Annotated in this window: 11 protein-coding genes; all 11 read left to right on the forward strand. The window is 54.6% G+C overall.

What is annotated here, in order from left to right; translation table 11 throughout:
* Positions 1–61: 61 nt before the first annotated feature.
* The 11 genes from ACW44H_RS06865 (at position 62) to ACW44H_RS06915 (ending at position 13302) form a co-directional block, all read left to right on the forward strand.
* Positions 62–1534: an NAD(P)H-hydrate dehydratase gene (locus ACW44H_RS06865; protein ID WP_457508957.1), complete on the forward strand. Its 1473-nt coding sequence runs from the start codon at positions 62–64 to the stop codon at positions 1532–1534.
* Positions 1535–1545: 11 nt separating this feature from the next.
* Complete coding sequence (tsaE, locus tag ACW44H_RS06870; RefSeq protein WP_113268221.1) at positions 1546–2061, forward strand: tRNA (adenosine(37)-N6)-threonylcarbamoyltransferase complex ATPase subunit type 1 TsaE; 516 nt, start codon at positions 1546–1548, stop codon at positions 2059–2061.
* Complete coding sequence (locus tag ACW44H_RS06875; RefSeq protein WP_113268220.1) at positions 2052–3515, forward strand: N-acetylmuramoyl-L-alanine amidase; 1464 nt, start codon at positions 2052–2054, stop codon at positions 3513–3515. The genes tsaE and ACW44H_RS06875 overlap by 10 nt, the downstream gene beginning before the upstream one ends.
* A 31-nt stretch (positions 3516–3546) precedes the next feature.
* Positions 3547–5472: a DNA mismatch repair endonuclease MutL gene (mutL, locus tag ACW44H_RS06880; protein WP_457508959.1), complete on the forward strand. Its 1926-nt coding sequence runs from the start codon at positions 3547–3549 to the stop codon at positions 5470–5472.
* An 80-nt stretch (positions 5473–5552) separates the two neighbouring features.
* Positions 5553–6491 (forward strand): tRNA (adenosine(37)-N6)-dimethylallyltransferase MiaA, encoded by a 939-nt coding sequence (gene miaA, locus ACW44H_RS06885; protein ID WP_457507993.1) that lies wholly within the window; start codon positions 5553–5555, stop codon positions 6489–6491.
* Between the two features lie 165 nt (positions 6492–6656).
* Positions 6657–6905: an RNA chaperone Hfq gene (gene hfq, locus ACW44H_RS06890; protein ID WP_007114649.1), complete on the forward strand. Its 249-nt coding sequence runs from the start codon at positions 6657–6659 to the stop codon at positions 6903–6905.
* Between the two features lie 37 nt (positions 6906–6942).
* The gene (hflX, locus tag ACW44H_RS06895; protein WP_113268218.1) at positions 6943–8253 is read left to right on the forward strand and encodes a ribosome rescue GTPase HflX; all 1311 of its coding nucleotides are present in this window, start codon (positions 6943–6945) and stop codon (positions 8251–8253) included.
* A 146-nt stretch (positions 8254–8399) separates the two neighbouring features.
* Positions 8400–9671, forward strand: a complete 1272-nt coding sequence (gene hflK / locus ACW44H_RS06900) for an FtsH protease activity modulator HflK (protein WP_457507995.1) — start codon at positions 8400–8402, stop codon at positions 9669–9671.
* Positions 9672–10568: a protease modulator HflC gene (hflC, locus tag ACW44H_RS06905; protein ID WP_113268216.1), complete on the forward strand. Its 897-nt coding sequence runs from the start codon at positions 9672–9674 to the stop codon at positions 10566–10568.
* Positions 10569–10810: 242 nt separating this feature from the next.
* Positions 10811–12007 (forward strand): ATP phosphoribosyltransferase regulatory subunit, encoded by a 1197-nt coding sequence (locus ACW44H_RS06910; RefSeq protein WP_457507997.1) that lies wholly within the window; start codon positions 10811–10813, stop codon positions 12005–12007.
* Positions 12007–13302 carry an adenylosuccinate synthase gene (locus ACW44H_RS06915; protein WP_113268214.1) on the forward strand — a complete coding sequence of 432 codons (1296 nt, stop codon included), beginning with the start codon at positions 12007–12009 and terminating at the stop codon, positions 13300–13302. The genes ACW44H_RS06910 and ACW44H_RS06915 overlap by 1 nt, the downstream gene beginning before the upstream one ends.
* Position 13303 lies beyond the last annotated feature (1 nt).

Genomic DNA, 13303 nt, shown 5'->3' on the forward strand with positions numbered 1-13303 from the left:
CATCAAAACATGTGCATCAAAACATGTGAAAGGAGAGATCGTGACGATCCCGAACACTTCCATGCTACGCCCTCTATACAAAGCCGCCCAGGTGCGCGAGCTTGACCGACGCACCATTGCCGGTGGAATCGATGGTTTTGCATTGATGCAGCGCGCCGCCTCAAGTGCCTGGCATAGCTTTCGCTCACGCTGGCCGCAAGTAAGAAGTTTAACCGTAATGTGCGGGAGTGGTAATAACGGTGGCGATGGGCATGTGTTGGCTGCATTGGCTATGCAATCGGGTCTCAAAGTACAGCGAGTAACGCTTAAACCATTGGGCGAGCTAAGCGGAGACGCGGCACGTGCAGCCGATTTAGCGACATCGGCGGGAGTTAACTGTGAAGAATGGCACGCTGGGATTGAGTTAACTGGCGAGGTCATTATCGATGCGTTGTTAGGTACTGGTTTGAAGGGTGAGGTAGAAGGACGCTTTCGGCGAGCTATCGAAATGATTAATGCCGCGCATCGACCGGTATTAGCGATTGATATTCCCTCAGGGTTGGTGGCGGATACCGGGGCCGTGCTTAGTATTGCCGTTGAGGCCGCCTGCACGGTGACTTTTATTGGCGATAAAGTTGGTCTGCACACTGGGGACGCGCCCGCTTACACCGGCGAGATTGATTTTCGCCCGCTGGGCGTCAAAGCGCAGGCATATTTCGACATCCTACCTACGGCGTGGCGGCTGGACGATTCACTTCTGGCCGATGCCTTTGCCCCGCGCCAGCGCACTAGCCATAAAGGTAATATGGGGCATGTGCTGGTCATGGGCGGCGCGCCCGGATTTGGTGGTGCAGCGCTTCTGGCCTGCCAGGCAGCCGCACGGCTTGGGGCGGGAAAAGTAAGCTTAGCAACGGCGCCTGAGCATATCACCGCTAGTCTGGTGCGCTGTCCTGAAGTGATGGCCCATGCTGTTCGCGGTGGTGCCGAGGCAGCTGAGTTACCCAATAACGCTGACGTTGTAGTCGTAGGGCCAGGCCTTGGTCAGGCTGCTTGGGGACAGGCGGTACTACAAAGTGCGATGCAGTCAGAGGCGCCGTTGGTAGTAGATGCTGATGGCTTGAATCTTTTAGCGCGTCAGTGGCCTGATGCGCGGCGTGAAAACTGGATATTGACCCCGCACCCTGGCGAAGCTGCACGGCTGTTGGGTTGCTCGGTGAAGGATATACAGGCTGATCGGCCTGCCGCTGCCCAGGCCCTGCAACGTGCACGCGGTGGCGTGGTGATTCTAAAAGGCGCAGGCAGCTTGATTGCTGGGCCTAGCGGGTTGGTCGTTTGCCCTTACGGCAACCCTGGCATGGCTAGCGGTGGTATGGGGGATGTGCTCAGCGGTATGCTGGGGGCTTTGGTTGCTCAGCGCGGTGATGTGGAGTTCAGCACTTGGCTGGCAACCATGGTGCATGCATTAGCCGCAGATCGTGCGGCAGAACAAGAAGGAGAGCGTGGCCTGCTGGCTAGCGATCTGGCATCCTATGCGCGAAAATTGATTAATCCGTGAAGGCGGCTTACATGCAGGTGCAATTAGATAATGAAGAGGCCCAAGTCGCGTTTGGCGAAGTGTTAGGGCACGTGCTGCAAGGTCGCGGGTTGGTTTACCTGGAAGGTGAGTTAGGTGCCGGTAAAACCACCTTAACACGCGGTATCCTGCGGGCTTACGGCCATCAAGGGGCGGTAAAAAGCCCCACTTATACACTCATAGAGCCTTACGAGCTGGGCTGTCAGCGACTCTATCATCTAGATTTGTACCGCCTAGCGGATCCAGAAGAACTCGAATTTATCGGTGGACGCGACGTGCTAGCCGACGATGCCCTAAGTATTGTTGAGTGGCCAAGCCGTGGGGAAGGGTGGTTGCCAGCGCCTGACCTTCGTCTGTTTTTAACGGTTGCTACTCAAGGTCGTTTGGTCTCTTTGGTGGCAGATAGTGATCAGGGCAGACATATGCTGGCACGCTTGCAGAGCAAGGTCAGTGAAGTAAGTGAGGTAGGTTCCGATCAGTTGGAGAATGGTGTGATTCAATGGAAATAAAGGGCACAGCGGTATGCGTTTATCGCTTGTTAGTTGCCAGTTTTTTTGCCCTGACGGCGGTTAGTGTTCAAGCGTCCAGTGTAGAAAGTATGCGTTTGTGGGCGGCACCGGATCATGCGCGGCTGGTATTTGATCTGTCCGCTGCTACTAATGCCAACGTGTTCTCACTGGAAAATCCAGCACGGTTGGTTATTGATTTAGATGACACGCAAATGGATACCGATCCGAGCACACTGCCATTACATGATAGTGCCATTGCCTCGGTGCGCACTGGCGCGCGGGAGGGTGGTGGCTTGCGGGTGGTGCTTGAACTAAATCGAGCAATTGAGCCGCGACATTTCACCCTAAGGCCAAATGATCAATACGGCCACCGTCTGGTTGTCGATCTTGAGTACCCGGGGGAAAGCGCTGTTGAGAATCCTATTGATCCTATTGAGGCGATGATTCGCGAACAGGAAATTCAGGTCCAGCGCGCGTCAGCTCAAGCCCAGCTACCGGGCAGCGTAGCGCCGCCTAGTAACGAAGTGCCTGCTGCCGTGCAGGAAGCCAAACCGCACCCGCGTAGAGATATCATTATTGCTGTCGATGCCGGCCACGGCGGGGAAGACCCGGGGGCGATTGGCCCTTCAGGAGCCCGGGAAAAAGATGTTGTGCTGGAAATTGCCCGTCGCCTAGCTGCTGAAGTGAACGGAACCGAAGGCTTTAAAGCCGTGCTGGTGCGGGATGGCGACTATTATATAGGGTTGCGTCAGCGTACCGCACTGGCACGTGAGCAAAAAGCCGACTTTTTTGTCTCGATACACGCCGATGCCTTTACCAGTCCACGACCTCAAGGCAGTTCGGTGTATGCGCTCTCTCAGCGGGGCGCCACCTCGGAGACCGCACAGTGGTTAGCCGATAGTGAAAACCGCTCCGACCTTATCGGCGGAGTCGATGGCAATCTCTCGTTGCGTGATAAAGACCAGGTATTGCGTGGTGTGTTGTTGGATTTGACCATGACTGCCACGCTTAATGACTCGCTCTCGATTGGTGGTCAGGTGTTGGAGCAGTTAGGCCGCATTAACCGGCTGCATAAGTCCCGGGTCGAGCAGGCTGGGTTTATGGTGTTGAAGTCGCCTGACATTCCTTCGCTATTGATTGAGGTTGGCTTTATCTCCAACCCTGACGAAGAGCGTCGGCTACGTGACCCAGTCCACCAATCAGGGCTTTCTCAGGCTATCTTCAGCGGTTTACGCGAGCATTTCGAGCGCTTCCCACCGCCGGCCAGCCTGCTTGCTTGGCAGCGTGATAATCAGCGTAGCCCCTCAGGGAATGAGTATCGTATTCAGTCAGGCGATACGTTATCGGCAATTGCCGTCCGCCATGGCGTACCGGTTAATCAGTTAAAGCAGGCCAATGATATCAATGGTGACGTGATCCGCGTTGGCCAAGTGTTGCAGATTCCCCGTTCTTGAGATTTCTTCATGAGGTGTCGTGTTGACTGATATGACCGTTACCACATCGCGTATTCATGTGCTCGACCCAAGGCTGGCCAACCAAATTGCAGCGGGCGAGGTGGTTGAGCGCCCCTCATCGGTAACCAAAGAGCTGATCGAAAACGCGATCGATGCGGGAAGTCAGCGTATTGAGGTAGATATTGAACAGGGTGGCGCACGGCTTATTAAGGTGCGCGATGATGGTATCGGCATTGGCGAAGAGGATTTGCCGCTGGCTTTGGCGCGCCATGCGACCAGTAAAATCGGCAGCCTGGAAGACTTGGAAGGCGTTAGTTCGTTAGGTTTTCGGGGCGAGGCGCTGGCCTCGATCAGTTCTGTCTCGCGGCTGGAGCTTATTTCTAACGCTGAAGAAGACCCACGCCATGGCTGGCGGGTAGTGGCAGAAGGGCGGGGGATGGAAGCCCGCGTAACGCCTGCGCCACACCCCCGTGGTACTAGCGTCGGTGTGCGCGATCTGTTTTTTAACACCCCTGCACGGCGCAAGTTTTTACGCACTGAAAAGACCGAATTTGCCCATGTAGAAGAAGCATTTCGCCGTCAGGCGCTATCCCGCTACGACATCGCCTGGGTATTGCGTCATAACCAAAAAGTGATTCACCAACTTCCTGCCGGTCACTCTGCAGCGGCACGGGAGCGTCGAATAGCCTCGCTGCTGGGCAAGAATTTTATTGAGCACGCTCGCTATATAGAGCGCGAAGCGGGTGGTTTGCGGTTGAGCGGTTGGGTCGGCCTGCCTACTCACTCGCGTTCTCAGGCCGATCAGCAGTATTTCTTTGTTAATGGACGCGTCGTGCGTGATCGTCTGGTCGCCCATGCGGTGCGTCAGGCCTACCGCGATGTGTTGTTTAACGGCCGGCATCCGGTGTTTGTGCTCTATTTGGAGCTTGATCCAGATGTGGTGGACGTTAACGTTCACCCTACCAAGCACGAAGTGCGCTTTCGTGATGGCCGCATGGTGCACGATTTCCTCTATTCGAGTCTGCACCACTGCCTGGCGTCTGCTAAGCCCGCCGAGAGTGCAGAGGAGAGCAATGCCGATTTAACCGATATGACAGGCGCATCACCGCAGGCCGTGGAGGGTGCAGGTGAACATTCAGAAACGAATGCCGAGCAGCCGCGCTGGCAACAGCAAGGGATTGCGCTAACGCATTCGCCTGCTCGCCATCCTGGTGGCGAGCTTGTACGCCGTTTTATGCAGGGCTATCAAGCGCTTCATCCCGATCACGAAGAGACGCTGTTGACGCCACAGCCTAGCGCGCCACGGGCAGAAAGTTATGAAGTGCGTGAAGCGCCGCTGACGACTATGCCGGACGCCGACCCCACCGCGCCACCGCCCCTTGGCTTTGCGCTTGGGCAGCTGCACGGTATTTATATTCTGGCCCAAAATGCCCAGGGGCTCGTGTTGGTGGATATGCACGCCGCTCATGAACGGATCGTCTATGAGCGAATGAAAACACAGCTAGCCGCTGCCAAAGGACTAGACGCTCAGCCGCTACTGGTGCCTGTCTCTATTGCCGCCAGCCGGGCAGAAGTGGCAACAGCAGAGAGCGAGCAAGAGGCGATCGCCAAGCTAGGTATTGAGTTGGATATAGCTGGGCCAGAGACGCTGCTGGTACGCCAACTGCCCGCTTTGCTTGCCCAGGCTGATCCTGAGGCGCTGGTGCGTCAGATGCTAGAAGAGCTGGCGCGCTATGGGCGTACACATCAAGTCGAGGCTAGGGTACATGAACTACTCTCTACTATGGCCTGTCATGGCAGCGTGCGTGCCAACCGTCGGCTTACTATCGACGAGATGAACGCGCTATTGCGCGACATGGAGCGCACCGAGCGCAGCGATCAATGTAATCACGGCCGCCCCACCTGGACACAAATGGGGCTAAAAGCGTTGGACCGGTTGTTCTTGCGAGGACAGTAGCTGCTTGTACAATCGTTACGTGAACAACAGCTGCGTGACCAGTCATCTAATTTTTATTCTTGATGGAGTTTTACCTGCGCATGGCTGATACCCGCCCTTGGGCAATTTTTTTGATGGGCCCAACGGCCGCCGGGAAAACTGATGCCGCGATAGCGCTACACGAGCGCCTGGGGCACGAGCTGATTAGCGTTGACTCGGCCATGGTGTACCGCAGTATGGATATTGGCAGTGCCAAGCCCAGCGCGGCGGAGCTTGCTCGCGCGCCCCATCACTTGATCGATATTCGCGATCCAGCAGAGCCCTACTCAGCGGCTGATTTTCGTGTAGATGCGCTTTCGCTTATGCGACAAATCAGCGCGGCGGGCAAAGTCCCACTGCTGGTCGGCGGTACCATGCTTTACTACAAGCGGTTGGTTGAGGGGGTAGCAAACCTGCCCTCTGCCGATCCGGCTATTCGCCAACGGCTTGAAGCACAGTGGCAAAACGAAGGTCTATTGTCGCTACATCAACGCCTGGCAGAGGTGGATGCGGTATCCGCCCAGCGTATTCATCCCAATGACCCTCAGCGGTTAATGCGGGCGCTGGAGGTGTACTATGCCAGCGGCCGACCGATGAGCGAGCTATGGGCGGAGCAGCAATCTGAAACCTTTCCCTTTCGTGTGTTGTCGATAGCCTTAGCACCCAGTGATCGCCGTCTTTTACACCAACGCATTGCGCAGCGATTTCAAGTAATGCTCGACCAGGGCTTGATAAATGAAGTCGCCGCCCTCAAAAAGCGTAATGACTTACATTTAGGCCTGCCGGCGATGAAAAGTGTTGGTTATCGCCAAGCGTGGGAGTACTTGGAAGGTGAGTATGATTACGCCACGCTGGTTGAGCGTGGTGTAATAGCAACTCGCCAACTCGCCAAGCGTCAGCTAACGTGGTTAAGAAGTTGGCCTGAGCTTGAGTGGGTTGATTCACAGTGCCCTCATGCGCTGGATAAGGTGTTGAAAATCGTGCGTGAAAGCGGTGCTTAGCGTAAGATAGTCCCTTAAGATAGTGATTTAGTAAGCATGTGTTTTCGAATGGCCGGTTGGCTCTTTTGGTAACACTAGGCCTTTCGGGCAATAAGATTGCGGCGTAGCACTAGTAGGGCACGCCATTTGATAATTAACCCCAACGACAGTTTTAGGGAGAGCAAAATGTCCAAAGGGCAGTCCCTTCAAGACCCATACTTGAACATTCTGCGCAAGGAGCGCATTCCGGTCTCAATCTTTTTGGTCAACGGCATTAAGCTGCAGGGCCAAATAGAATCATTCGACCAGTTTGTTATCTTACTGCGCAATACCGTCAGTCAGATGGTTTATAAGCACGCTATTTCCACGGTTGTGCCATCTCGCAATGTACGCCTACCTGCGCAAGACCCGGCAGAGCAGGATGCGGAGATTTAACACCGCTGGATAAGCAAGAGATTCCACGAGGTATTGATTGTTTTTCGAACGCCCTGACGCCGGTGAAACGGCAGTTCTTGTTCACGTTGATTTTCATGATGAACAAAAACGTGAAGACCCGGGTGAGTTTTTAGAGCTCGTACGCTCTGCTGGTGCAGAGCCTGCGACTCTTCTCACTGCTAGCCGACACCGCCCTGACTCGCGCACTTTTATTGGGTCAGGTAAGGTGGAAGAATTGCGGGCTTTGCTCGCGGTTCATAAAGCAGAACTGGTGATCTTCAACCACAGCTTAAGCCCCTCTCAAGAGCGTAATGTTGAGCAAGAACTTAAATGCCGGGTACTCGATCGTACCGGCCTTATTCTTGACATCTTTGCGCAACGGGCACGAACCCACGAAGGTAAGCTGCAAGTAGAGCTTGCTCAACTTGAATATATGTCAACACGCCTGGTGCGTGGCTGGACTCACCTTGAACGTCAAAAAGGCGGGATTGGGCTGCGCGGGCCAGGTGAGACGCAGCTTGAAACTGACCGCCGTCTTTTACGTGGACGAATTAAGTCGATCCATAAGCGGCTTGATAAGGTGCGTAGCCAGCGTGATCAGAACCGCCGCGCCCGTGCGCGTGCTGAAATACATAGTGTGTCGCTGGTGGGGTATACCAATGCTGGTAAATCGACGCTGTTTAATGCCTTAACCAACTCCGAGGTATATGCAGCTGACCAGCTGTTTGCGACACTCGACCCCACGCTGCGGCGGCTTGAAATTGAAGATGTTGGCCCCGTGGTAATGGCTGATACGGTGGGTTTTATTCGCCACTTGCCACACAAGCTGGTCGAAGCATTTCAAGCCACGCTTCAAGAAGCATCGGAAGCGTCGCTGTTGATACACGTCATTGACGCAGCAGACCCTGACCGCGAGTTGAATGTGGAGCAGGTAGAGCTAGTGCTCAAAGAGATCGGTGCTGATGATGTGCCGATGCTCAAGGTCATGAATAAAATTGATAAGCTCGATAGCGCACCACGCATAGAGCGTGACGGCCATGGTGTGCCAGAAGTGGTTTGGCTATCCGCCCAGCAAGGCCAGGGGCTTGAGCTACTGCATGAAGCGCTTACTGAGCGCTTAGCCAATGATGTCATCGGCTTTTCGCTGACACTCACTCCTGAGCAAGGTAAGCTGCGTGCTGGCCTGCATGAGTTGAATGCTGTTCGTGAAGAAGCCTTTGATGAGCACGGACATTCGGTTTTGGATGTGCGTTTGCCGCGACGCGATTTTAATCAGTTAATGGCTCAGTTAGGCGAACGTGCCAATACCTATTTGCCAGAAAGGCTGCAGGTAAGTGAGGAATGGTAGGCTAACCGTTACGACGATAGTGCACTGCTAGTATTCTGAGCCGTATAAAAATGGTACAAGTTTTATAGAGCAATAATATCAAACGCGGTGGTGTCGTTTAAAACAGATGTCATGGGCGTTAGCGAATACCTTAGTGGAGACGAAGTATGGCCTGGAATGAGCCTGGTGGTGGCAACCAGCACGACCCTTGGAGTAGTGGTGGCCGACGCGGTGGAAAGGATGGTGATGGAAACCGTGGAGGTAACAATGGTGGCAACAATGGCAATAAAGGGGGTAACAACCAAGGCCCTCCCGACCTGGATGAAGCGTTAAAGAAGTTCCAGGACAAGCTCAACAATATGCTGGGTGGCGGTAAAAAAGGCGGCGGCAAGAAAAGCGGGGGAGGCGGTGACAAAAATCGCAACCCCTTTGCGCTGCCGGGCCTGCTGATTATCGTTGCATTGGCAATTTGGGCCGCTATGGGCTTCTACCTAGTGGATCAATCTGAGCGTGGCGTTGTTCTACGCTTTGGTGAGTTTCAAGGTATTGTCGAACCAGGTTTGCAGTGGAACCCACCGCTGATTGATGACGTTCGTATGGTCAATGTGACGCGTGTGCGTTCATTGTCTCAAACGCAATCAATGTTGACCCGCGATGAAAATATCGTGGAAGTGGAAATTTCGGCACAATATCAGGTGGCTAATCCGCGTAACTTTGTTCTTAACGTTCGCGATCCTGCCGTTTCTATTGAAAACGCACTGGATTCGGCACTGCGCCACGTGGTCGGCGGTACAGATATGATCGATATCCTTACCTCGGGTCGTGAGATTCTGGGCAGCTCGGTTGCTAGTCGCCTGCAATCCTATCTCGACAACTATGGTGCCGGTATTCGTCTACAAACTATCAACATTGAGTCTACCTCAGCACCTGCGCCGGTCATTGACGCCTTTGATGACGTCATTCGTGCTCGTGAAGATCGTCAGCGTACCATCAACCAAGGTATCGCTTACGCCAATGCGATCATTCCTGAAGCCCAAGGTCAGGCGCAGCGGATCGTTGAGCAGGGTCAAGGTTACCGTGAGTCTGTAGTGGCTGAAGCGCAAGGTCAGGCGAACCGTTTTAATTCGCTATTGAGCGAGTACGGCAACGCCCCGGAGATTATGCGCGAGCGCATGTACCTAGACACGATGGAAGAAGTGTTTGGTAATTCGCCGAAGGTATTGCTGGATGTAAGTGAAAATGCCCCGTTGATGTACTTGCCGCTGGATCAGATGAGTGGCAGAAGCGGTAATCAAAGCGGTTCATCAGCGAACGGTAGCGCTAATAACGGTGATGAGCAGTTAGACCCAAGTGTGCTTGAGCGTTTGCGCAACACCCAGGGCAGTACTAGCTCCTCAACGAATACGACGAGTAACTCCATCCGCAGGGAGGGCCGGTAAATGATTAATAATCGATCCCTGCTGATTGTTGGTGGTCTGGCTGCCGTTGCGTGGCTAGCGAGCAACACTCTGTATGTGGTAGACGAAACTGAACGCGCCGTTAAACTGCGTTTTGGTGAAGTCATCGAAGAAAATATTCAGCCTGGTTTGCACGCGAAAGTTCCTATCGCGCAGACGATTCGTAAGTTTGATACGCGCTTGCTGACCCTGGACACCGATACCAGCCGTTATCTGACCCTTGAGCAGAAAGCGGTTATTGTCGACTCCTACGTTAAGTGGCAGGTAGTTAATCCTACGCGCTACTACGAGGCGACGGCGGGCGATGAGCTGATGGCCATTCGGTTGATCCAGCCTCGGGTTGATGAAAGCCTGCGTAATGAATTTGGCCGCTTGAACCTTCAGGAGATTATCGCTGAACGACGTGATGATCTAATGACGGGCCCCACCGAAGAGCTCGACGAGCTCATGCGTGAAGAGCTAGGGGTGGCCATTCGGGATATTCGTATTAAGCGAATCGACTTGCCGGAAGATGTCTCGGCGGCCGTTTTCGAGCGGATGCGTTCCGAACGTGAGCGTGAAGCGCGTGAATGGCGTGCTCAGGGTCAGGAAGAGGCTGAGCGTATTCGCGCTAATGCGGATCGCCGCCGTCAGGTACTGCTTGCTCAGGCCAATGAACGCTCTGAAACACTGCGTGGTGAAGGTGATGCCCAGGCCGCTGCAATCTTTTCTGAAGCGTATGGTCAGGATCAGGAGTTCTTCTCTTTCTGGCGCAGCCTAGAAGCCTATCGTGATAGCTTTGCTGACGATGGCAATCTAATGGTGTTGGAGCCGAATAGCGATTTCTTCCGCTATTTGCGTAATCCTTCGCCGGAAGGTAGTGAAAGCGAGAGTGATTAAGTTGTTTTGAGCTTGGGTGCCTCGTCTTGGTTTGCCGTCCACCAAGCGGGGTTCACCCGGCCATTAAACGTGATAGAATTTGTTAACCGGGCGTCGCCCGGTTTTTTTGTGGTCCTTTTTCTTCAAGCTTATTCTTCAAGCGCAAATTCAAGACGATCATTGTCAATGACCTTAGGTTGTTACTGATAAGCTTGTAGTTGCTTGAATTTGTTGGGCCTTCATTGTCTTGCAGGATTGTTTACATGACCATCGCTGACCGCTGGCTACTGCCCGACGGCATGGATGAGGTGCTTCCGCCTCAGGCAAGCCGCATGGAAGAGCTGCGCCGTGCGCTTCTCGATCTTTACCATTGTTGGGGCTATGACCAGGTTATGCCGCCGCCGGTGGAGTTCCTGGATTCCCTGTTAACAGGTACCGGTACGGATCTTGATCTCCAGACCTTCAAACTGACTGACCAATTAACGGGCCGCATGATGGGCGCCTCGGCGGATGTTACGCCGCAGGTGGCGCGTATGGATGCCCACTCGTTAAAGCGTCAGGGGCCTGTACGTCTGTGTTATTGCACCAACGTGCTACGGGCTAAAGCGGACCAGCATCAGGGTGGCCGTAGCCCGGTACAAGTAGGTGCTGAGTTGTTTGGTCATGCCGGGCTTGAAGCAGACAGTGAAATTATTCATTTGGCGCTGGCCAGTTTGAAAGCCTCGGGCGCTGGTGAGATCCACCTGGCGCTTGGGCATATCGGTATCTCCCGTAGCTTAGTAGAAGCAGCAGCACTCAGTGACGAACAGGAGGGTGCGCTATTTGAGGCGTTAGCGCTAAAATCCCCTACGCAACTGGCGCAACTTGTCGAAGCTAACGTCAGCGATCCGGCCTTGGCGGACATGTTATTGGCGCTGGGGGAGTTGCATGGTGGTGCTGATATTTTAAGCCAGGCGCGCGAGCGATTCGCTGGTGCGCCAGCCTCGGTCACAGCGGCACTGGATCAGTTAGACGCGCTCTATGAAGGTGTGCTGGCTCGCTTTGACGTATCGCTTTATTTTGATCTCGCTGAGCTACGCGGCTATCAGTACCATACGGGGATGATGTTTGCCGCCTATGTGCCAGGCTACGGGCATGCACTCGCTAAAGGCGGGCGTTATGACGATACAGGGCGGGCCTTTGGCCGTGCGCGCCCTGCAACCGGGTTCTCGATGGATTTGAAACAGCTGGCGTCGTTGGCGCTGGCTGCTGAAAGTCGCGGCAGTATTTGGGCACCCGCCCAGCAGGATGAGTCGCTCAACGCTGCCATTGTTGCACTGCGTGAGCAAGGGGAACGCGTGATTCAAGCGCTGCCTGGGCAGCGTACTGGGCCGGCGGAGCACGACTGTGACCGCCGTCTTGAGCTTATCGATGGCCGTTGGCAGCCAACGGCCCTGACACACGAGACGAGTGCATCATAATGGGTAAGAATGTCGTAGTGCTGGGCACCCAATGGGGTGACGAGGGCAAAGGTAAGATCGTTGATTTGCTGACTGAATCCGCATCCGCTGTGGTGCGCTTTCAGGGTGGTCACAATGCAGGTCATACGCTGGTTATCGACGGTGAAAAGACGGTTCTTCACCTCATTCCATCCGGCGTATTGCGCCCAGGCAAAACCTGCGTGATTGGCAACGGCGTGGTGCTGTCACCCGAAGCGCTGATCAAAGAAATTCGTGAGCTTGAAGCCAAAGGTGTTCCGGTACGTGAACGCCTACGCCTGTCACCGGCTTGCCCGCTGATTTTGCCTTATCACGTGCGCTTGGATCAGGCCCGTGAGAAAGCCCGTGGTGTCGCTAAAATTGGCACCACCGGGCGGGGCATCGGACCTGCCTATGAAGACAAAGTGGCTCGCCGCGGCCTGCGTTTGGGCGACATGCTGCACCGCGAGCGCTTCGCCTCTAAGCTGGGTGAAGTCCTCGACTACCACAACTTCGTATTGGTGAATTATCACGGCGAACCGGCTGTCGATTTCCAGGAAGTGCTCGATACGGCGATGCAGATGGCGGAAGAACTGCGTCCTATGGTCTGCGATACTGTCAGCATGGTGCACGACCTGCGTAAGGCAGGTGAGAACATCCTGTTTGAAGGTGCTCAAGGCTCGCTTCTGGATATCGATCATGGTACCTACCCGTATGTGACTAGCTCAAATACCACCGCGGGCGGCACCGCTACCGGCTCGGGCGTTGGTCCGCTCTATTTGGACTACGTACTGGGTATCACGAAGGCGTACACCACGCGTGTAGGGTCAGGCCCGTTCCCCACTGAGCTATTCGACGTCGATGGCCGCCACCTTGCTGAACGGGGCCATGAGTTTGGTGCCACGACTGGGCGTGCGCGTCGCTGCGGCTGGTTTGATGCCGTGGCGTTGCGTCACGCCGTACAAATCAACTCGGTATCTGGCATTTGCTTGACCAAGCTTGACGTACTGGACGGTTTGGAAAATATCCGCGTTTGTGTTGGTTATCGCAGCAAGGATGGCGACGTGCTGGATAATCCTGTGGATTCTGAAGGCTACGAAGCAGTTGAGCCGCTTTATCAGGACTTGCCAGGCTGGAAAGAGTCGACTCTGGGCGCCAAGCGAGTAGAGGATTTGCCTGCCAACGCACGTGCTTACATCAGCTTCCTTGAAGAGCAGGTGGGTACCAGTATCGATATCATCTCCACCGGCCCGGATCGTATGGAAACCATCGTACTGCGTAATCCGTTCGATAGTTAAT

The sequence above is a fragment of the Vreelandella sulfidaeris Esulfide1 genome, assembly GCF_054072535.1.